This window comes from Pleomorphomonas koreensis DSM 23070 (genome assembly GCF_000425185.1).
Lineage (GTDB): Bacteria > Pseudomonadota > Alphaproteobacteria > Rhizobiales > Pleomorphomonadaceae > Pleomorphomonas > Pleomorphomonas koreensis.
Map to the genome: position 1 here is coordinate 78,374 of NZ_AULH01000017.1, position 19,303 is coordinate 97,676.

The following is a 19,303-nucleotide window of genomic DNA, read 5'->3' on the forward strand; positions in this document are numbered from 1 at the left end:
ACCATCATCATTTCACGCGGTTTCCCGCCACGGGGAACCATTGTCAGTTTCCCCGATGGGGGATTTCCCGAGGGTTCGACATGGCGATTTCAGATGTCACCTTTCTCACCATCAAATCCGCCACGCGCGATCTGGTACGCGATTGCGGCGGCGTGATGCGCGCCGGCCGCATCGCCTCGGTGTCCGATACGACGGTGAGCCGCTGGCAGACGCCGGGCAATGGCGACGTGATCACCATCATGGCCGCGCTCGCCCTCGAGGCGGAATGCGGCGTGCCGTGGGTGACGTCGGCCATGGCGGAGGCAAACGGTTGCCGCCTCGGCGATCCCTCGGGCGGCGGCGCAGTGCCGGCCAATCTTCAACGCCTGCACGCCGAAGCGGATCTCGCCATGAGCGAGACCGGCATGGAGATCCAGCGGGCGTTGGAGGATGGGCATGTAACGCCGGGTGAAGCGGAAGTGATCGACCGCAAGGCGGCAAAGTCCGAGCAGAAGTTGCGGGCGGTCCGGCAGCGTGTGGCCGTCCTCAAGGTGGTCGGAGGGCGCGAACCGTGACCGACCTGTTTCATTACGCGTCCGAGGCCGCCCGCCCGGCGCCGATGCCTGCGACGGGGCTCGATGCGCTGCAACCGTCCGGCAGCTTCGAAAAGCACGGCAAGGCGTCGCTGTTCGTCCACCACTGCGCCAAGTGCGGCGATGTGCGCGCGCCCTACGGCTACCGCTGCCATATCGGCGCGGCGATGGACAGCCGCGATCCGCGAAAGGCCGGCATCTGGCTTTGCAGGGACTGCAACGCCGAAGTGCTCGCCGAGGAAACCGACCAGGGGAGGGCAGCATGATTTCCAACGAGTGGACCGAACTCAAGCCGCCGTCGGGTAACGGCAAGGGCAGCAGTCCGGTGATGCTTTCCATGGTGGTCGCAAAATCTCCTCGTCCTCGCTGCCGCATCAACCTTTCGCGTGATGTTGTTTCCTCCATTGGCGCGCTGGGCTGTCGGGTGAAGGTGAGCATGGGCTACGGCGAGAATGCCGGGAGCCTGAGGCTCATCGCCGACGGTGAGGGGCCATTCAACCTGAAGCCCATGACTGTCAAGGATAGTCCGGACAAGCGGCCGAACGGACGGTTTACGCTACTGTTGCCGATATCCGATGAATTGGTGGCCACCAGGGTACCACAGGTGTCGGCCCGCTATCGGCTGGAACCGGTTGGGGCCATGAAAGCACTGATCATCACCTTGCCGAGTGTGCTTCTGGCCAAGGCGGGTGAGCCGCAGAGGCGGGTGCAGAGATGAGCCCGCTCTCTCCCCTCCAGCAATCGGCCGTGCTTGGCCTATGCCGCGAGCGGGTGCCGCTTGGCGTGCAGGCGCGCGGCCTGAAGCTCAATCGGCACGATGTGAAAGCCGCCGCGCTGGAACTCCTCAAGAATGGCGACATCGGCGAATTGCCGGCCGACGACATCCGGGGAGGGCGCGCCTTCTCCTGGCCGGAAGTCATGCTGCCGGATGCGCCGGAGTTCGTGGAAGAGCCGATCGCCGATGCCGAGCTGTCGCGCGACACGCTGCCGGCGCGCTATTGGAACGGGCGCCGGCTGTCGGACCGTCATTTCATCGTCGCTCGATCGCTGGCCGAAGTGCCGGTTTGCACTTGTGTTCCAGTTGTCGAGATCTGCGATCGGCTGGAAGCGCTGGGCTATCGCGGCGAGCGGAAGTCGGTGCAGGTCGCGGTGCTGGAACTGCGGCGGCTGGGCTTCGTCATCACCTTCGACATCGACGGCGACGGCTATGTGCTGAGCGCGGAAAGTCGCGCCGCGTGGATGGGGGGCGACCATGCTTAAGCCCCATCCCTTCGCCGCCATCTTCCCCATGCTGGATGCCGACGACGGCGCCGCGCTGCGCGCCGACATCTCGGCGCACGGCCTCCGCGAAAAGGTCGTGCTCTACCACGATGAGATCCTCGACGGCCGAAACCGCTACGGTGCGCTCGTCGATATCGCCAAGCTGGGCTTGCCATATCGCGGGCAGGCATTCACGGCGGCCGACATCGAGCAGGGTGAGTTTGAGTTCTTCACCTGGTTCACCGGCACCGAGGCGGAAGCCCTCGAATATGTGCTGTCGAAGAACCTCCACCGTCGTCACCTCAACGAGTCCCAACGGGCGATGGTGGCCGCCAATCTGGCGAACCTGAAGCCGGGGCGGCCGTCTTCTGACAATGCGGCAAATTTGCCGGTTTTCCGTCAATCGGATGCGGCGGAGCGACTTTCGGTGTCTGAGCGATCGGTGCGCGATGCTCGCGCCGTGAAGGCGCTCCAAGCCGGAGGGCTTCAGGAAGCCGTCGAGCGGGGCGAGATGCGGGTGTCAGAGGCGGCCATTGCTGCCCGCGCTCTCGCCGCCATGCCGACCGACGAACAAGCCAGGATCATCCGAGAGCATGCCAACCCGAAAGCGTTGGCGAAGGTGATCAAGGAGGAGCGCGCCGAGAAGCAGGCGGCCAAGGCAGAGAAGCGGCAGGAAAAGGAACGGACCCTTGGCGCAAAACAGCGTGAGTTGCCCAAGAAGAAATACGGCGTGATCCTCGCGGATTTCGAGTGGAAATATGAGGTCTATAGCGAGGAAACCGGACGGGATCGTTCGCCGGACAACCACTATCCATGTTCCGACATAGAGGCCTTGAAAGCGCGTGACGTTGGGTCGCTCGCCGCCGATGACAGCATGTTCTTCGGATGGGTGCCCGCGCCGTTCCTGAAGCTCGCCATGGAGCTATTGGAAGCCCACGGCTTCCAGTATGTGACCCATCTCGTCTGGATCAAGCAAAGGGTCGGCGAGGCGAGGGGGACCGCCTATTGGTTCTCCGGCGAGCATGAAATCGTGTTGGTCGCCAAGCGAGGCAACCCGCCGGCACCGACGCCGGGCACTCAGTTTCCGAGCTATTTCATTGCGCCCGTCGGTGAGCACTCGGTGAAACCGGACAATGTGCACGTCATAGCCGAAGCCTACTTCCCGACTTTCACCAAGATCGAACTCAATGCCCGACGCCGCCGGCCGGGCTGGGATGCCTGGGGCAACGAGGCGGATGGAGGTGAGGATGAAAATCCAGAAAGTTCGGAAGGCTCGGCGCAAATGGATCGCCGCGAAGGTGAAACGGCTGACATCGGTGAAGCTTCCTCAGACGACGCGGTTTCGCTCTCGCCAATGGGTGATGTGCCTGCCGGTGGCGAGCCTGTCGTGTCGCAGACGGGATGTGGCGGTCTCGCAAGCGACGAGCCTGCGCGCCTTAATGCTGGGGATTCCGATCGAAGGATAATCGACCTCCTCGGCAAGGCCGTCGCCGATGCCCTCGGCGTCGATGCCGAACTCAAGTCCGGCGACAGCCGTTACCAAACGCTCGACGAGCGGAAACTCCGCCGTCACGTGGTCCGCATCGCCTTCGATGTGTTCGGGATCTCATTCCCACGTATCGCCGTCGTGCTCGGCGGGACCAAGCAGGCCGGCGCGCAAAAGCGGGCGACTGCTGCCGCCGAGATCGAGGCTGATCCGGATCTCGCAAAGAAGCTGGAAAGGGTGCCTGACGACGTAGCGTGGAGGGCGAAGCAATGATCGATCGCAGCAACCTCCCTGAGGTCCGTAACCCGATCTTAGCCCTTCCGGCATTCAAGCGCCTTCAGTCGTTGCCCGTCGAAACCCGCCAAGTGCTTGGCGATATTCTTCAGGACCTCGCCATGGATGCTCGTGGGCGTGCAGAGAAGTGCTGGCGCACCCACAAGGCGCCAATGGCCTTCTATTGGAAAGTCGTATCGGTTCTGACCGGCCACATTCGCCGTGCATTGCTTCGAGGTGCAGCATGAACGCGCCCCTTCGCCCGCGCATGCTGCGCGAACTCAAGATTGACAGCTTTGCCGGCGGCGGCGGGGCGTCCGAGGGCATCCGCATCGCGCTTGGTTGTGACCCCGATATCGCCGTGAACCACGACGACATGGCGCTCGCCATGCACCGGATCAACCACCCCGGCACGCACCACCTAGTGCAGGATGTCGCCGTGGTCGATGCCGTCGGCCTCTGCGACGGTCTGCCGATCGGCATGCTGTGGATGTCACCCGACTGTACCGACCATTCCAAGGCCAAGGGCTCGGCGCCGCTGCGCGATGCCGACCGGACGACGCGCGGCATCGGCTGGGCGATCGTCGGTTGGGTGAAGGCCCTGCCCATGTGGCAGCGCCCGCGCGTGGTGTTCCTCGAAAATGTCGAGGAATACGAGCATTGGGGACCGTTGCTGCCGAACGGCAAGCGAGACCCGGCGCGCAAGGGCGAGATCTTCAACCAGTTCGTCGGGGCGTGGCGGGCGCTGGGCTACAAAAAGATCGAGTGGCGGCAGCGACGCGCATGGAAAAGCGGCGCCGGCACCATCCGCAACCGGCTCTACATGATCATGCGGCGCGACGACGAGCCAATCGTCTGGCCGGAGCCGACGCACGGCAACCCAAACGATGCAGCCGACGCTGCCCGCATCGCCGCCGGCAAGCTCAAACCGTGGGTGACCGTCGCCGAGGGAATCGACTTCAATCTGCCATGTCCGTCGATCTTCGCTACGGCTGAGGAGATCAAAACCAAATTCGGCATCCGGGCCAAACGTCCGCTTGCCCGCAACACCCTCGGTCGCGTGGCGAAAGGCGTGAAACGGCGCGTGCTCGATGCGCCGAGGCCGTTCATGGTGAAGGTCAACCACTCCTCTGCGGCGCGTGACGATGCCCGCGACCGGCCATCAGATGCGCCGCTTTCGGCCATGACGGGCGTGCGTGACGATGCGATCGTGGCGCCGCACGTAGCCTATGCCCAGCATGGCGGCAACCACCGTCCGGCGACCCTTCCGGGGCAGACGATCACGGCGAGCCCGAAGGATCAGAACCAGGTCGTCAGCGCTTTCCTAGCCCCACGGTTGCAGGAGAAGGCCGGAGACGAGCCTAGATCGAGGTCGGTTGACCTGCCAGCGGCCACTATTCCGGCAAGCGACAGCCTGCCGGGGCATCTGGTCTCGGCAATCATTGCTCGTCAGTTCGGCAACTCGATTTCAAACGACGCGGATGCACCGAGCGGGACGCTCGTCGCTGGTGGGGACGGCAAATCTCAACTCGTTGCCGCCTATATGGCCCAGCAAAACGACGGGCCGCGCCAGGGTGCGATGGCGCGAGGTGCCGACGAGCCTTTGTCTACGGTCACAACCAAGGGCTCGCAACAGACCGTTATCGCAGCGGCCATGGCGACCATGCGCAACTCAGGCCTGCCGGATTCGCCGGCAGACCAGTCGGGGCGGACGCTCGTCGCTGATGGTGCAGCCGAAACGCTGATTGCGGCGAGCATGCTGACGCTTCGCGGATCTTCTCGCCGCGAAGCCGGTGCCGATGAACCGTCCCGCACGATATCGGCTGGCGGCAACCACAATGCCCTCGTCAGCCTGCCGCTGATGACGGTCTACTACGGCACCGATGACGACGGCGCGTCGGTCGACGAGCCAAGCCGCACCGAGACGGCCAAGCCGCGCTTCGGGCTTGCCGAGGTACTGGCCTCAGCCCCTCCATTCGGGCCGGAGTATTACGCCAGGGCGCGGCAGGTTGCCGAGTTTCTGCGTTCGCATGGTTGCTGGGATGGCGGCGAGTTCGTCACGATCGAGGTCGACGGGCTGACATTTGTCCTCATAGACATTGGTATGCGCATGTTGACGCCGCGCGAGAGGTTCAACGCGCAAGGCTTCCGGCGTGACTATGTCATCGACCACGGCATTGACGAGCACGGCCGCATCGTCCGGTTCACGCTAGAGCAGCAAGGCTACATGTGCGGCAACAGCGTCTGCCCGACAGAGGCGGCAGCGCTGGTGGCGGCAAACTACCGCCCGCGCGAAGTAATGGCGCCTGCGAGCTACGAAGCGGCCGATATGCCTCTTTTCATGGAGGCGGCAGAGTGAACGCGCCATCCCGTCCCGTTCTCCGCTGGCATGGTGGCAAGTGGCGCATGGCGCCATGGATCATCGGCCATTTTCCGGCGCATCGGATCTATGTCGAACCGTTCGGCGGTGCGGCCTCAGTGCTGGTGCGCAAGTCACGTGCCTATGGCGAGATCTACAATGATCTCGATGGGGAGGTTGTTGGCCTGTTCCGCGTGCTGAGGGATGAGCCGTCGGCGCGACGACTGCAGGAGTTGCTGCGACTGACGCCTTTCGCCCGGCAGGAGTTTCGCGAAGCCTATGAGCCTACCGATGATCTGGTGGAACGGGCGCGGCGGCTGGTTGTGCGATCCTTCATGGGGTTCGGCTCGAATGCCCATGCAAGCCAGGCCAAGGGGCACCGCTCGACCGGTTTCCGCGCCAACAGCAACCGCTTCGGAACGACGCCGGCCCAAGATTGGGCAAACTACCCGGCGGCCATGGATGCCCTCATAGAGCGTCTGGCGGCGGTCGTGATCGAGTGCAGGCCTGCGGTTGAGGTCATGCGCCAGCACGACGGCGTGGAAACGCTGCATTACGTCGATCCGCCCTACATCCATTCCACCCGCGCCCAAGGCAACAAATATGATCTCGGCTGGCGGATGTACGCCCACGAGATGGCCGACGCCGATCATGTGGCGCTTCTGGACACCCTTTGCAGCCTCACCGGTATGGTGGTGCTCTCCGGTTACGCGCATCCACTCTATGACGACGCGCTAGCGAACTGGCACCGCCTCGAGCTCGAAACTTATGCCGACGGAGCGCGGCCAAGGACCGAAGTCCTTTGGCTCAATGCGGCGTGTTGGTGCGCCCTCGATGCCGAACGCCAGCAGCTCGAAATATTTGGGAGGGCGGGCGAATGACCGACGATCTCACCTGCCGTCCGGCGCTTCGCTATCACGCCCTCCGAGCGGCCATCTGGGACGCGCTCGGCATGCCGCCGCAATCCACCGATGCCGAGCTTATCGACGCCGTCCGCTCCCTTCGTCAGCGCGTGCCCGGTGATGACGACGGCAATCGCGCTCTATCGGATGGAGGGGCTGACCATGGCTGAGGCGCCCACCAAGTACAAGCCATCGATCGACGATCAGATCGCGGCCTATTGCCAGTTGGCCGACGCGGAAGCCAACCGGATCGAATTCCGGGTATCGCGCGGACAACTGCGGCCGGAGACGGCGCAACGTCAGCTCGACGTACAGTCGGCAACCCGCACCACGCTCGCCTTCGTGCGGAAATATGCCGACGGCTTCCGCGCCTACATCGAGGCCCAACGGACTTTCGAGCGCGAACGCGAGGCGAAAATCGCGGCTGCACAGGCCAGTGACGATGCGGGGAGGGACGCGGCATGAGCAACGCCACGATGGCTTGGGCGCTCAGCCAATGGCTCGATCCCTACCAAAAGATGGTGCTGGTCGCCATCGCGGATTGCGTCAACCACACTACGGACGCCAGTTTTCCGGCACTCGACACAATTGCCGGCATGGCCTGCCAGAGCCGCCGCAGCGTGCAGAGGCACATTGCAGCGTTGGAGGAACTTGGCTTGCTGGTGAAAGAGTTTCGCCATGCCGAAGGCGGACGGCAGACCTCCAATCTCTATCGGATCAACATGGAAGTTCGCATCACGAAAGCGAAGGATTCCGGAGATGCCGACGAAGGGGAGGGTGTCAGTCTGTCACCCTCGGGAGGGTGTCAATCTGTCACCCTCGGGGGTGACACTGGAGTCACCCTCGGGGGTGACACTGGAGTCACCCCTATTAACCGGAAGAATAAACCGGAAGAGGAACCTTCCCCCCTAACCCCCAAGGGGGTGAGAGAGACGCGCGCGAGCGATGACGACGAAGAAGGCTTCGGACGGTTCTTCGCCATGTGGATTGCCGCCGACCCAAAGCTGAGGTTCGACATCCGAAGCCGGGCATTCTCGGCATGGAAGGGGCTTTCGGCTTCTGAGAGGAAAACCGCCGCCGTACCCGCCACCATCGACGCCGTGGTTGCCGGTCAGCGACGGGCGAAGCGCACGACGCTGATGAACGCCGCGACGTACCTGAGGGATAAGGCTTTCGAGAGGGTGGATGCTTCGACCTCGGCGACCACTCCGACCGAGTTGGTGCCGCTATCGCCATTCGGCCGCGCCTGGTGGTGCCGGTTCTACGAGCATGCCAAGGCAGGAGGGCAAAGCCCATCCGCCAGCAAGGCCCGCTTCATGGCGCAACAGGCCGAGCGAGGGCAGGGCGTGGCCGTACCACTAGCCGAGGCGCAAGCGCTGGAAACCGCTTCGGCGAGCTTCGTCTATGTGCTCGTCGCCTCGCCGGAGTTCGTCGCGTGGCGGGAGTGGTTCGCCGCGCGGCGCATGCGCCTTCCAACCCCATCGAGGGCGGACCGGATCTGGATGCCTTCGGTTTTGCCGCCTGAAGGCGTTGTTGCGGAGAGCGAGCGGACGGAAGGAGACGGGCGATGAAGTCGGCGGCAGCGATTATCCCGGTGAACACCGAAACCCTTCTCAGGGCGTGCCAGTCCGACGTTTACGACTACGACTGGTATGTGATCCACACCAACCCCCGCTGTGAGGATAGGGCGGCCAGTGGGCTGCGGGCCAGGGGCTTCATGGTCTATGCGCCGCAAGAAGTCGTGTGGAAGACGATTCGCAAGCGGAAGGGGAAGTGCTCCAAGCGCGCTCGCGTGCACCGTCCGGCATTCCCTCGCTACCTGTTCGTCGGGATGAAGGCGATGGATTGGGAGCTTATCCACCGCTGTGATGGCGTGGCCGGTATCGTCTGCATGGACGATACGCCGGTACGGATATCATCCCACGAGATCGCCGACCTGATGGCAGCGGAGGATATGGGGTGCTTCGACTTTGCCGTGGATGCTCAACAGGTTATGGTGGGTGACCGTGTGATGCTGACGCATGGATGGTTCGATGGCTATAAGGCTACGGTGAAGCGCGTCGAGGGCAAGAGCGAGGAAACGAAGCGGGTCACTGTCGAGGTAGATCTGCTTGGCAAGGCGACGCCAACGGTGGTCCCGATTGACATGATACGCAGGTTGGCATAGTTCCTGCTTCCCAGGACACGTTGGGTGATCCGGTCGAGTGTTATCTTCGGATTTCGACTCCTGGCCCAACTCCAGCCGACGGGACTTCCGTTTTCGGCATAATGGTTTTCTATGGCGGCGCTCTCCGGAAACGGTGGGCGCCTTTTCGTTGGAGTAGCGCTTGCCGACCATGCCGCCGCTGTTCCGTCCGTCCGGCTCGCGAACCAAGGCAGAGCGGGATCGTGAGGCAGATCAGCGGCGCGGTTCGGCGCGCGAGCGCGGCTACACCACCAGGTGGGACAAGGCACGCAAGGGCTACCTGCTGGCCCATCCGCTGTGCGGCTACTGCGAGGCAGAGGGCAGGGTGACGCCGGCCACGCTCGTCGATCATCTCTATCCGCAACAGACCTATCCCGCCACCTTCTGGGAAACGGACTGGTGGGTTCCCTGCTGCAAGCCCTGCCACGATGGGCCGAAGCAGCGGGCCGAGCACGAAGGCAAGCCCGCCCTCGATGCCCTCGCCAAGCGCCTCGGCCGCCCGGTCATGTGAAACATGTGTTTCACGCGACATGAGCGGGCAGGCAGGGGGGGGGTATCAAAAGTCCGCCCCCCTTGCCGTCCGGACCGGTGGGTCAGTCACGAGTTTTTGGGCGCAAAATTCTCAGGATTTTTTTGTTGGGTGGTGAGCGATGGGGCGGCGGAAACAACCGGCTGGATTGCAGGAGGCGATGGGCAATCCCGGTCGCCGCAAAGCAACCGCGCCGACTGCCTCGCCGAAGCGGGCGCCAAAGGTGCAAGATGCCGGCGTGCCGTATGTGCTCAAAGGCCGGGAGTTCACGGACGCCCGCAAGGTGTGGGAGCGGATCGCGCCGGATCTGATCCGATCGAACATCATGGCGCCGACCGACTTCGAGGCCTTCGGCCGCTACTGCGTTCACGTCGCCGACTGGGCCGAGCTGTCGAAGACGATCAAGCGCGAGGGTCGAACCCAAACGGTGAAGACGACATCCGGCGACGAAATGGTGCGCATGCACCCGGCCGTGAAAGCCCGTGAGCTCGCTGAAAAGCGGATGATCGATCTCGAAGACCGCTTCGGCCTCAACCCGCGCTACCGCATGGCGATCATGCGCGACATGAACGCGCTGCCGAGCTTCGGCGGCCTTTTCGATCGAACGGACAAGCCCGACAAACCGGACCAGACAGCCGAACCGGCCGAGCCGGTGGCGCCTACGGAGATCGATGACGACGACGATATCATCGGCTTCGGTCGATCGGCAGGAGGAACGGGACTGCCCAACTGATCGCCCGCAATGGGTGATCGATGCGGTCGCGGCCGGCTTCGATTTCGTTGGCTTTGAGTGGGACAAGTCGGTGGCGGTCGAAGGTGCCTGGTTCGATGCGGCACTCGCCGAGCGCATCATCGGCATGTGGCCGAAATGGTTCGTCTTCACGGTCGGCCGCTGGGGCGGCAAGCCGTTCGCGCTTTCAATATGGCAGGCGGCAACTGTTCGCCTGCTCGTCGGATGGAAGCTCCAGGACGGAACGCGGCTTTACCGGACGCTCTGGCTGTGGATCGCCAGAAAGAACGGCAAGACTGAGTTCCTAGCGGCTCTGGCCATCCTGTTCTGGTTGATCGACGGGGAATTCGGCGGCGAGGGTTATGCCTTCGCATCGAGTGAAGACCAGGCGCGCATCGTTTTTGAGAAGATGACGCGCATGGTGCAGATGTCGAAGGTGCTGCGCCGCAAGGTGCAAACGCTGGCCGGCTCGTTGTTCTGCGCCGAGCTGCTCGCCAAGTTCCTGCCGCTGACCGGCAAGGCCGAAGGAAAGCACGGCCTTAACGCCTCGGTGCTGTGCGGTGACGAGGTGCATGAATGGCGCGACGGTGCGCTGTTCTCGACGCTGACCGGCTCCATGTCGGGCCGCGATCAGCCGATGACACTTCTGGCGTCGACTGCAGGCCTGAAGGGCAACTTCGGCGAGGAACTGTTTGGGGAGTGCCTGCGCAAACAGGCGGGCGAAATATCGGCGACCGACGAACTGGTTGTCGTGTTCGCGGCGGGGCCGGACGACGATCCGGCAAGTGAAACAACCTGGCGAAAGGCGAGCCCGAACCTCGGCGTATCGCCGACGCTGCGTTTCGTCCGCGATCTCTGGACCAAGAGCCGGGGAAACCCGCGCCTCGAGGCGGACTTCCGGCGCTACTACCTCAACCAGTGGGTCGGCGTCGCCGCGCACTGGATACCGCTCGACAAATGGGACTCCGGTGCGCCGGACAAGAAACGGTGGCTGCGCATCGCCGAGGAAATGCGCGGCCGGAAATGTTTCGGCGCGCTCGACTTGTCGTCGACCAGCGATCTAACCGCGTGGGTGTTGCTCTTCCCACCCGAAGGCGACGAGACGCGGTGGACGATCCTACCGCGCCTATGGGTGCCGGCGGCGTCAATCGAGAAACGGTCGCGCGACGACAGGGTGCCCTACGACCGATGGGTTACCGTCGGCGCGATCATGCAGACGGACGGAAACACCATCGACTACCCGACGATCCGCGCTCAGGTGATCGCCGACGCCGAGGTCTACGACATTCAGGGCCTCGCCGTCGACCGGCTGTTTCAGGGGCATGAAACAGGCGTGATTCTTCTCGATGCGGGACTGCCGGTGCAGTTCTTCGGGCAGGGCTACTACTCGATGTCTCAGCCGTCGAAGGACTTCGAGGCGATGGCGCTTTCGGGACTCTACGACGCGGGCGGGCATCCGGTGATGCGCTGGGCGGTCGGCAACGTGCGCTATGCGCAGGACGACGCCGGCAACATCAAGCCGAGCAAGCGCAAGTCGGCCGAGAAAATCGACCCTGTCGTTTCGCTGATCATGGCGACGGGGCTGGCAAAAGCAGGGGGTGAAGGTGGCTCTTTGGACGACTTCCTGCGCAACCCGATCATGGCGTGAGGCGACGTGAGCGACTTGAACCAGCGCCTGCCGTGGCGTGTCCGCATCAAGCAGGTGATACAGGCGACGCGAGGCATCAATATCGCCGACCCTAACCTGTCGAAGATGATGGCTGCGGCATATCAAACGGCGTCGGGCAAGTCAGTGACGCCGGATTCGGCCATGCAGCTGTCGACGGTGTGGGCGTGTATTCGCCTAATTGCCGAGACAGCGGCCACGTTGCCGCTCATCACCTACCGGCGCGGGGCGAACAATGCCAGGTCGGCGGCGACCGACCATCCGCTCTATGCGCTGCTGCACGACTCGCCGAGCGCTGATTATACGGCCGTCGAATTCTGGGAATTCGTGCTGGTCTGCCTCGGCCTTTGGGGCAACGCCTACGCCGAGAAAGAATTTATCGGCAAGCGCCTGGTGGCTTTGACGCCCCTGCGCTGTGATTTGATGAACGTCGAGCGGAACCGTGACGGCGAGCGCATCTACCGTTACTCTGACCCCCGTGGTCAGCGAGTGCTGCGCGAAAACGAAGTGTTTCACGTGCGCGGTTTTGGTACCGGAGGGCTCGTGGGGCTGTCTCCGATATCGTTCGCCCGGCAGTCGATGGGCACGGCGACGGCGGCCGAGGAGCACGCCGGCAAGATGTTCGCGAACGGGTTCCGTCCGTCGCTCATCTTGAAGATGTCGCAGATCCTTACCGCGCCGCAGCGCAAGGATTTGCGCGAGAACATCATCGAACCGCTGTCGGGCAGCATGAACGCCGGCGGCGTGTTCCTGGCCGAAGCCGGCATGGATCCGGTGCCGGTTGGCATGAACCCCGATGACGCGCAGTTCCTTGAAACGCGTCAGTTCCACGTCGAAGAACTGTGCCGCTGGTTCCGGGTGCCGCCGTTCATGATCGGCCATACCCAGAAGTCGACCAGCTGGGGCACCGGCCTCGAGCAGCAGATGATCGGTTTTTTGACCTTCTCGCTGCGCCCATACCTCAAGCGTGTCGAGCAGGCGATCAGCCGCTCGCTTATTCCGCCTGCCGAGCGCGGAGGCATCTTTGCGGAATTCAGTGTCGAAGGACTGCTGCGCACCGACAGCGCAGCGCGCGCCACGTTCTATCAGATCATGGTTTCTAACGGCATCTACACCCGAAACGAGGTGCGCGCCTTCGAAAACATGCCGCCGCTGCCGGGTGGCGATGCGCTGACAGTACAGGCCCAAAACGTGCCGATCGGGCAGCAAACCACGACCAGCCAAAACGGCGGGCTGCCGCTCGACGACAATCAGGATGGCGCACCATGAAGATCAAGGCACCCAGCGCGTTCGCCACCAAGGGCTTCGCCCTAGAGGTGAAGGACATTTCGGCCGAAGGCGTCATCGAAGGCTATGGCAGCACGTTCGGCGGCGAACCAGACTCTTATGGCGACATCATCACGCGCGGCGCTTTCGCCGCGTCGCTGGCTAGGCACAAGGCCGCCGGCACGATGCCGCTAATGTTCTTCGGCCATCGCCATGATGATTTCGCCATCGGTGACTGGACCGACATGGCGGAGGACCGCAAGGGGCTGTTCGTTCGTGGGCAGTTGGATCTCGAAGACCCAGCCGGCCTCAGAGCCTATCGCAGCGCCAAGGCAAAACGGCTGCGCGGGCTGTCGATCGGCTACGAGACGATCAAAAGTCACCCGGATGAAAAGCGCCGCGGCGTGACGCATCTGGACGAAATCGACCTGTGGGAAGTGAGCCCCGTCAATTTCGCGGCCAACAGCCGGGCGGGGATCGAGGGCGTGAAAACGGCCTTCAGCGGTCGGCTCGAAGAGTTTGCGCGGCGCCTGCGCGATGGCGAGCCACTTCCCGTCAAAGAATTCGAGGACATCCTGCGCGAGGCAGGTGTTCCGAAAGCGATGGCCGTTCAGATCGCCTCTGTCGGCTACGCAAAAGCCATTCGGAGCGAGTCCGAGGGCAAGGCGAACGAACAGGCTGACGAAGGCATCCGCGCGTTGCGCGAGGCGCTTGCCAGCTTCCAAAGCTAACCCAAGGAAACCCCAAAATGAAAACCTCCTATCATGGGCTGGCGGCTGCCGCCGGCTCCGTGGCCTTTCTTGCCTGCGGCATTCCCGGCCTGCGTTCGGGCCGCATCGTCTTCGAGCCGGAAGGCAAGAGCGGCGGCGAAGCCGAGTTGACCAAGCTCGCCCTAGAGCTGAAAAAGGCCGCCGACGACGTCAAGAAGTCGGCCGAGACCACCGAGACCGAGATGAAGCGTCTCGGCAAGGTCACCGATGAAACCAAGAAGACCGCCGACGAAGCGCTGATCAAGCACAACGAGATTTCGGCCCGCCTGACCGAGATCGAACAGAAGCTGGTTCGGCGCGGCGAGGAACCGGGCAAGGCGAAGACGATCGGCCAGCAGGTCACCGAGCACGAGGATTACAAGGCCATGGTCAAGGCCGGCGGCAAGGGTCGCATCAGCATTCCGGTGAAAGCGATCATCTCGGCGCTGACCACCGACGCCGACGGCTCTGCCGGCGATCTGATCGTGCCTCAACGGCTGCCCGGCATCATCGCCCCGCCGCCCCGCCGCATGACGATCCGCGATCTGCTGACGCCCGGGCGGACTGCTTCGAACGCCTTGCAGTACGTCAAGGAAACGGGCTTCACCAACAATGCCGCCACCGTGTCGGAAACGTTGGGTGCCAGCAAGCCGCAGAGCGATATCAAGTTCGACATCGTCACGACGGCGGTGACCACCATCGCCCATTGGGTGTTGGCGACCAAGCAGATCCTCGACGACGTGCCGCAGTTGCAGAGCTACATCGACGGTCGCCTGCGCTACGGCCTGATGTACGTCGAGGAGAACCAGCTTCTCAATGGCAGCGGCACCGGTACCGATCTCAACGGCATCTACACGCAGGCCTCGGCCTACTCGGCGCCAATCGTTCCTTCGGCAGCGGGGAATATGACCAAGATCGACGTGATCCGACTTGCCATCCTGCAGGCGTTCCTCGCCGAATATCCCGCCAACGGCATCGCCATGCATCCGGCCGACTGGGCGGACATCGAGCTGACCAAAACCGACGACGGCGCGTACCTGTTCGCCAATCCGCAGGGCGGTTCGGAGCCGCGCCTGTGGCGTCTGCCTGTAGTGGAAACCCCCGCCATGACGGTCGACAAATTCCTGGTCGGTGCCTTCCAGCTCGGCGCGCAGATCTTCGACCGCGAAGACGCCAACGTCGAAATCTCGACCGAGGATAGCGACAACTTCCGAAAGAACCTGGTGACGATCCGTGCCGAGGAGCGCGCGGCCCTGGCCGTCTATCGACCGGAAGCCTTCGTCAAGGGCGACTTCTCGGACGCGCTGGCGGCCTGACCGCCGGCTCGGCTGATCATGTGGGGCGGAGCAATCCGCCCCATTCATGAGCCGAGACAATGGAGACGATCATGAAACTCAAAGCGCTCGACCAGATCCATATCAGCGCCGTGAAGGCTGACAGCCTGCGGCCCAACGAAGAGTTCGAGGTATCCGACAGCCTCGGCGCCGAGCTGCTCAAGAAGCACCCCGGCGCGCTTGAAGACCTTGGCGGCATTGCCGAGAAGGCCGAAAAGGCGCCGAAGAACAAGGCCGCGCCCAAGCCGACAAACAAATCCGCCTGACGGCGGACCGAGGGGCCAAGGCCCCGCCCCAGGCGCTGCGGCGCCGCACCCTCAAGAGGACATCATCATGAGGCGCTACAAGGTAACGGCCACCACGGCGGCCGATGGCACGGTCACGGTCTATACGCCGCGCGTGTCTGGCAAGATCCATTCCGTCCACTACGTCAAGACCGACTTCGCCGACGGCGTCGACTTCACGGTGACCGCCGAGGCGACCGGCGAAAACATCTGGACGGAATCCAACGTCAACGCTTCGGCCGTGCGCTATCCCCGCGCCCCGACGCATTCGCAGGCCGGCGTGGCGGCGCTGTTCGCTGCCGGCGGTACCGCCGTGCAGGAGCGGGTGGCCGTGGCGAACGATCGCGTCAAGATCGCCATTGCCCAGGGCGGCAACGCCAAGAGCGGCACCTTCCACGTCCTCGTGGATGAGGACTGATCGACCATGGCCGTCGCGATCATCGAGAAGCCGTTGCCGCTTATCACATGGGAAGAGGCAAAGCAGCACCTTCGCATCGATAGTGATGACGAGCAGACGAGCGTCGAGGGCATGATCGCGGCGGCCACGCAACATGTCGACGGGCCGGAAGGCTGGCTTGGACGGTCGCTGATGGCGCAGACGCTGGAGTTGCGGCTGGATTGCTGGCCTTATCGATATGGCATCGCCCTTCCATATCCGCCGGTGATCGAGATCGAGGGCCTGGCCTACGACGACGCCAATGGCTTGCCACAGGAGATGGCGCCGGAGGATTACAGGTTGACCGGCGCCGGGGCTTGCTGGCGCCTTTGGCCGGCCTTCGGCAAGGGCTGGCCGGCGATCCGCGCCGATCATGAAGTGGTTCGCGTGCGCTACCGTGCCGGCTATCCGTCGGCCGAAGATGTGCCGGCGCCGATCCGCGCCGCCATCCTGCTGATGGTCGGCGATCTCTATGCAAATCGAGAGACGGCGTCGATGGGCGCCGCGGCGAGCGAGATCCCCATGTCGACCACGGTCGAGGCGCTGCTCACGCCCTATCGGGTTTGGCTGTGACTGCCGCCGGTCGCCTCGATACCCGCGTCCGCTTCGAGCGCTATGGCAATGCCGGCGACGATGGGTATGGCAACACCATTCAGGCGTGGGCGCCGCTGATCGAACGGTGGGCCGGATATCGGCCGGAGTTCGGGCGCGAGGCCGTGGCCGCCGGGCGATTGCAGTCGACGCGGGCCGGCACGGTGACGGTGCGGCGCGACAGCGGCACGGCGGGCGTGACCCCGGCCGACCGGATCGTGTTCATGGCCGGGCCGAACAAGGACGCGGTCGCGGCGATCCGCGCCATCATTCCGCTGGTCGACGTCATCGAAATGACCATCGAAATCGGGGTGGCAACCTGATGGCGCACCGCGTCGAAGTGCTGCGCGACTGGGACTTTCGCGCCAAGCTGGGCGTGATCGTCGCGTTCAAGGCCGGGCAGAAGGTTCTTGCCACCGAAGCGGCTTGGAAGGCGGCGCCCGAGGGCGTGTTTCAGGAGGTGCAGCGAGATGGCAAGACGCGGAAGCCGTGAGCGGACGCTGAAGATCCTCGCCGCCATCCCGAAAGAGATCAGGAAGGCGGTGCGTGCCGAGATAGAGAAGCAAGCCGGCGGCATCGTCGAGAGCCAGAAGCGGCTGGTGGCCGAGCAGAGCGGCGACCTTCGGGACAGCATCCGCTACCAGATGGGCAACGTGGAACTCGATAGTTCCGCCAACCTTGCCAGCGGGAAAGCTGGGCAGGGCGATCCCGACCTGACCGCCACCATTATCGCAGGCGACCGGAAGGCCTTTTATGCCCGCTTCGTGGAGTTCGGCACCGCGCCGCATGAAAACGGCGGCGCATTTGCCGGCACGCAGCATCCCGGAACAGCAGCACAGCCCTTCTTCTACGGCCCGTTCCGCGCCAACAAGAAGCGCGCGAAATCGGCAGTTTCGCGGGCCATCGGCAAGGCCGTGAAAGCAGCGGTGAACAAATGAGCGATCCGGCAGGGCTTGCGTTGCAGGGCGCGATTGCGGCGGCGGTGAAGGGTAGCCCCCAGGCTGCGGCCATTCAGGGCATGCGTATTTATGACGCCGTGCCGGACAGTGTCGATTTTCCCTATACGGCCATCGGCACCATTCAAGAAATCGACGACGGCGCCGGCTGCATGGAAGAGGCATGCGAGGTCTACGTGACCTTGCACGTCTGGTCGCGTGCCGTCGGCAAGGTGGAATGCCAGCGGCTTGTGGCGGCCGTTGTCGCCGCGCTTGAGGGTGCCGAGCTAGATCTCGGCGCCGCGTGGAGTTTAGTGGAGTTGCAGGTGCGCAGCTCCGAGGTTTTCGCCGATGTCGATGGCAAAACCAGCCACGGCGTCATCACACTCCGGGCGTTGATAGACCCGGCCTCTTAAGGAGTTCATCATGGCTAAGCCAACTACCCAGAAGTTCGGGGCCGGCACATTTTACATCGGCGATGGCGCCACCCCGGAGGTTTTCACAAAGGTTTGCGGCTTTACGGAGGTCGAGCTGGCGCTCGACAAGTCGACCAACGACACGACAGTCCCGGATTGCGACAATCCGGATGCGCCTGCATGGACCGAGCGAGATGTCGTCTCTCTTTCGTGGTCATTTTCCTTTGCCGGCGTCATGGCCGTCGGATCGCTGGACCTCATCGAAGGCGCCAGCTTTGGCGGCGAATCGACGAACATTCGTTTTGATCTTGATGGCGCCGGCACTGGCTCCGGTACTCCGATCCGCCGTTATGCTGGAGCAGCGCACGTCAAACACACGCTCAATGGGCGGTTTGGCGAAAAGTACAAAATCAACGTTTCCGGCGAAGGCGATGGCGAGCTTGTGAAATCGAACGTGGCGGCCGCCTGATGAGCCGCAACGCGTCGATCAGCCTTGACTTCGGCGATGGAGAACACGAGTTCCGGTTCGCTATCGGCCAGCTTCGCGAGCTCGAGGAAAAGACCGGTGTGTCGTCCTTCAGGGTGTTGGCCCGTATGCTGGCATACGAGCCCATGGCGGACGACCGGCGCGAGGTAATACGCCTCGGCCTGATCGGCGGCGGCATGAAGCCATCGGAGGCGCTGCATCTCGTCCGGACCTATTGCGATGAGCGTCCGCCGGCGGAAACCCTGCCGACGGCGGTAGCCATTCTTCAGGCTGGGTTGATGGGTGTTCCGGACGAAGAGCCGGGAAAATCGCAGGGGGAGACGACGGCGCCGACGGCTCCCCCGACGACCGACTGAAGATCGGTCAATTCTATCGTACCGGCGCGGCCATGGGATTCACCCCGCAAGAGGTGGAGGCCATGAGCCTTTGGCAGTTCCAGGCTGCTTCAGTCGGTTGGGCAGAGGCTAACGGCGCAAAGGCTGATGGCGGCCTTACTCAGGACGAATTCGAGCGGGCTGCGGCTGCGCTCGACGCGGCGCCGGATGTGACGACTTGAGAAGCGCCGCATGCTGTGATGCCGGCAATCATGCTTTCAGTGATGCTGGATAGGATGATCTGACCCTTGTACAGCCGTACCTCGGAGCCACCGGTTCTGGATTTGACGCTGACCGTGTAAATCCAGTGGCCATTTACAAAGCCGTCAGTTGGCACGATGTCGTATTCGGCGCCAGGTGCGATGGTTTGAGCGACGAAGCGCTGAGGCGATATTGCCCGGTAATGCTGCTGCAATGAGCCGATCAGACAGGAAACCATGTCATCGGCCCCTCTACTAGCAACAAAGCT

28 protein-coding genes are annotated in these 19,303 nt (G+C 63.5%); 27 read left to right on the forward strand and 1 reads right to left on the reverse strand.

Going from position 1 to position 19,303, the window contains the following annotated elements; genetic code table 11:
- Positions 1 to 80: 80 nt before the first annotated feature.
- From H512_RS0115240 to H512_RS0115360, 27 genes are all read left to right on the forward strand, one after another.
- Entirely contained in the window at positions 81 to 554 is a 474-nt protein-coding gene (locus tag H512_RS0115240; RefSeq protein ID WP_026784182.1) for a phage regulatory CII family protein, read from the forward strand.
- Positions 551 to 838 (forward strand): hypothetical protein, encoded by a 288-nt coding sequence (locus H512_RS0115245; protein ID WP_026784183.1) that lies wholly within the window; start codon positions 551 to 553, stop codon positions 836 to 838. Before H512_RS0115240 ends, H512_RS0115245 begins: the two co-directional genes overlap by 4 nt.
- Positions 835 to 1,290: a hypothetical protein gene (locus tag H512_RS0115250; protein WP_026784184.1), complete on the forward strand. Its 456-nt coding sequence runs from the start codon at positions 835 to 837 to the stop codon at positions 1,288 to 1,290. Before H512_RS0115245 ends, H512_RS0115250 begins: the two co-directional genes overlap by 4 nt.
- Entirely contained in the window at positions 1,287 to 1,832 is a 546-nt protein-coding gene (locus tag H512_RS0115255; RefSeq protein ID WP_026784185.1) for a hypothetical protein, read from the forward strand. The genes H512_RS0115250 and H512_RS0115255 overlap by 4 nt, the downstream gene beginning before the upstream one ends.
- Positions 1,825 to 3,591 carry an MT-A70 family methyltransferase gene (locus tag H512_RS25875; RefSeq protein WP_053239927.1) on the forward strand — a complete coding sequence of 589 codons (1,767 nt, stop codon included), beginning with the start codon at positions 1,825 to 1,827 and terminating at the stop codon, positions 3,589 to 3,591. The genes H512_RS0115255 and H512_RS25875 overlap by 8 nt, the downstream gene beginning before the upstream one ends.
- The gene (locus H512_RS26430) at positions 3,588 to 3,839 is read left to right on the forward strand and encodes a hypothetical protein (protein WP_084798521.1); all 252 of its coding nucleotides are present in this window, start codon (positions 3,588 to 3,590) and stop codon (positions 3,837 to 3,839) included. The genes H512_RS25875 and H512_RS26430 overlap by 4 nt, the downstream gene beginning before the upstream one ends.
- Positions 3,836 to 5,950 (forward strand): DNA cytosine methyltransferase, encoded by a 2,115-nt coding sequence (locus H512_RS0115265; protein WP_026784186.1) that lies wholly within the window; start codon positions 3,836 to 3,838, stop codon positions 5,948 to 5,950. The genes H512_RS26430 and H512_RS0115265 overlap by 4 nt, the downstream gene beginning before the upstream one ends.
- Positions 5,947 to 6,831 (forward strand): DNA adenine methylase, encoded by an 885-nt coding sequence (locus tag H512_RS0115270; protein ID WP_026784187.1) that lies wholly within the window; start codon positions 5,947 to 5,949, stop codon positions 6,829 to 6,831. The genes H512_RS0115265 and H512_RS0115270 overlap by 4 nt, the downstream gene beginning before the upstream one ends.
- Entirely contained in the window at positions 6,828 to 7,022 is a 195-nt protein-coding gene (locus H512_RS27020; RefSeq protein WP_156899511.1) for a hypothetical protein, read from the forward strand. Before H512_RS0115270 ends, H512_RS27020 begins: the two co-directional genes overlap by 4 nt.
- Positions 7,015 to 7,317 (forward strand): hypothetical protein, encoded by a 303-nt coding sequence (locus H512_RS0115275; protein ID WP_156899512.1) that lies wholly within the window; start codon positions 7,015 to 7,017, stop codon positions 7,315 to 7,317. The genes H512_RS27020 and H512_RS0115275 overlap by 8 nt, the downstream gene beginning before the upstream one ends.
- A complete protein-coding gene (locus H512_RS0115280) occupies positions 7,314 to 8,423 on the forward strand; it encodes a helix-turn-helix domain-containing protein (protein ID WP_026784189.1) in 1,110 nt (369 codons plus the stop codon). The genes H512_RS0115275 and H512_RS0115280 overlap by 4 nt, the downstream gene beginning before the upstream one ends.
- A complete protein-coding gene (gene nusG / locus H512_RS0115285) occupies positions 8,420 to 9,019 on the forward strand; it encodes a transcription termination/antitermination protein NusG (protein WP_026784190.1) in 600 nt (199 codons plus the stop codon). Before H512_RS0115280 ends, nusG begins: the two co-directional genes overlap by 4 nt.
- A gap of 169 nt (positions 9,020 to 9,188) precedes the next feature.
- Positions 9,189 to 9,548, forward strand: coding sequence for an HNH endonuclease (locus tag H512_RS24290; RefSeq protein WP_245585427.1), 360 nt, complete (start codon positions 9,189 to 9,191; stop codon positions 9,546 to 9,548).
- A gap of 178 nt (positions 9,549 to 9,726) precedes the next feature.
- Positions 9,727 to 10,299, forward strand: a complete 573-nt coding sequence (locus tag H512_RS0115295) for a phage terminase small subunit P27 family (protein ID WP_026784192.1) — start codon at positions 9,727 to 9,729, stop codon at positions 10,297 to 10,299.
- Positions 10,238 to 11,944 carry a terminase large subunit gene (locus tag H512_RS25880; protein ID WP_084798523.1) on the forward strand — a complete coding sequence of 569 codons (1,707 nt, stop codon included), beginning with the start codon at positions 10,238 to 10,240 and terminating at the stop codon, positions 11,942 to 11,944. The genes H512_RS0115295 and H512_RS25880 overlap by 62 nt, the downstream gene beginning before the upstream one ends.
- A gap of 6 nt (positions 11,945 to 11,950) precedes the next feature.
- Positions 11,951 to 13,231 carry a phage portal protein gene (locus H512_RS24300; protein ID WP_156899513.1) on the forward strand — a complete coding sequence of 427 codons (1,281 nt, stop codon included), beginning with the start codon at positions 11,951 to 11,953 and terminating at the stop codon, positions 13,229 to 13,231.
- A complete protein-coding gene (locus H512_RS0115310; protein ID WP_026784193.1) occupies positions 13,228 to 13,959 on the forward strand; it encodes an HK97 family phage prohead protease in 732 nt (243 codons plus the stop codon). Before H512_RS24300 ends, H512_RS0115310 begins: the two co-directional genes overlap by 4 nt.
- Positions 13,960 to 13,976: 17 nt before the next feature.
- On the forward strand, positions 13,977 to 15,293 hold the full coding sequence (locus H512_RS24305) for a phage major capsid protein (RefSeq protein ID WP_084798525.1): 1,317 nt from the start codon (positions 13,977 to 13,979) through the stop codon (positions 15,291 to 15,293).
- A gap of 59 nt (positions 15,294 to 15,352) precedes the next feature.
- Positions 15,353 to 15,577, forward strand: a complete 225-nt coding sequence (locus tag H512_RS0115320) for a hypothetical protein (RefSeq protein WP_026784194.1) — start codon at positions 15,353 to 15,355, stop codon at positions 15,575 to 15,577.
- Between the two features lie 67 nt (positions 15,578 to 15,644).
- Positions 15,645 to 16,013, forward strand: a complete 369-nt coding sequence (locus H512_RS0115325; protein WP_026784195.1) for a hypothetical protein — start codon at positions 15,645 to 15,647, stop codon at positions 16,011 to 16,013.
- Between the two features lie 6 nt (positions 16,014 to 16,019).
- Complete coding sequence (locus tag H512_RS25885) at positions 16,020 to 16,604, forward strand: head-tail connector protein (protein WP_026784196.1); 585 nt, start codon at positions 16,020 to 16,022, stop codon at positions 16,602 to 16,604.
- Positions 16,601 to 16,945 (forward strand): head-tail adaptor protein, encoded by a 345-nt coding sequence (locus H512_RS0115335; protein WP_036792021.1) that lies wholly within the window; start codon positions 16,601 to 16,603, stop codon positions 16,943 to 16,945. Before H512_RS25885 ends, H512_RS0115335 begins: the two co-directional genes overlap by 4 nt.
- Complete coding sequence (locus tag H512_RS27025) at positions 16,945 to 17,115, forward strand: hypothetical protein (RefSeq protein WP_156899514.1); 171 nt, start codon at positions 16,945 to 16,947, stop codon at positions 17,113 to 17,115. The genes H512_RS0115335 and H512_RS27025 overlap by 1 nt, the downstream gene beginning before the upstream one ends.
- Positions 17,093 to 17,560: an HK97-gp10 family putative phage morphogenesis protein gene (locus tag H512_RS0115345; RefSeq protein ID WP_026784198.1), complete on the forward strand. Its 468-nt coding sequence runs from the start codon at positions 17,093 to 17,095 to the stop codon at positions 17,558 to 17,560. The genes H512_RS27025 and H512_RS0115345 overlap by 23 nt, the downstream gene beginning before the upstream one ends.
- Entirely contained in the window at positions 17,557 to 17,973 is a 417-nt protein-coding gene (locus H512_RS0115350) for a DUF3168 domain-containing protein (protein ID WP_026784199.1), read from the forward strand. Before H512_RS0115345 ends, H512_RS0115350 begins: the two co-directional genes overlap by 4 nt.
- A 10-nt stretch (positions 17,974 to 17,983) precedes the next feature.
- A complete protein-coding gene (locus tag H512_RS25890) occupies positions 17,984 to 18,442 on the forward strand; it encodes a phage tail tube protein (RefSeq protein ID WP_053239930.1) in 459 nt (152 codons plus the stop codon).
- A complete protein-coding gene (locus tag H512_RS0115360; protein ID WP_026784200.1) occupies positions 18,442 to 18,816 on the forward strand; it encodes a gene transfer agent family protein in 375 nt (124 codons plus the stop codon). Before H512_RS25890 ends, H512_RS0115360 begins: the two co-directional genes overlap by 1 nt.
- Before the next feature lie 139 nt (positions 18,817 to 18,955).
- Here H512_RS0115360 and H512_RS27030 read toward each other — a convergent pair whose 3' ends face one another.
- Positions 18,956 to 19,273, reverse strand: coding sequence for a hypothetical protein (locus H512_RS27030; RefSeq protein WP_156899515.1), 318 nt, complete (start codon positions 19,271 to 19,273; stop codon positions 18,956 to 18,958).
- Between the last annotated feature and the right edge of the window lie 30 nt (positions 19,274 to 19,303).